The sequence below is a fragment of the Staphylococcus sp. HMSC057A08 genome (genome assembly GCF_001812925.1).
Taxonomy (GTDB): domain Bacteria; phylum Bacillota; class Bacilli; order Staphylococcales; family Staphylococcaceae; genus Staphylococcus; species Staphylococcus hominis.
The window spans coordinates 1-282 of the sequence record NZ_KV810836.1 but is presented as its reverse complement, the minus strand read 5'-3'; the positions used below and the strand labels follow the sequence as shown (position 1 = coordinate 282).

The 282-nt window shown below is 44.3% G+C and carries 1 protein-coding gene; it reads right to left on the bottom strand.

The window, feature by feature from the left end:
- Nucleotides 1-13: 13 nt before the first annotated feature.
- Nucleotides 14-282 (bottom strand): thermonuclease family protein (locus tag HMPREF2881_RS00900; RefSeq protein ID WP_070653596.1); only part of this gene is annotated, 269 nt, incomplete at its 5' end.

Sequence of the window (282 nt, the reverse complement as noted above, 5' to 3'; positions counted from 1 at the left end):
ACTTCTGCCATTCCTACCCCTCATTCCATTTCGAATTCTCTTTCAATAGTCCTGCGTCTCTTAGATCATCGTTCAAACTACGTTGCCCGTCCTCGTACCACACGTTAGCTAGGTATCTACCGAACACATCGCTCTTGTATGTCTGAACGTAGATGTCTTTATGTTCCACACATTCTCTAGTAAACGCTGTTGCCTCTTTAAACTTATCCTGTCCTCTTTCTGGCGTATCGACACCTAGCAAACGTACACGACGTTTAGCGTAGGTATCAAAGCCATAATCGA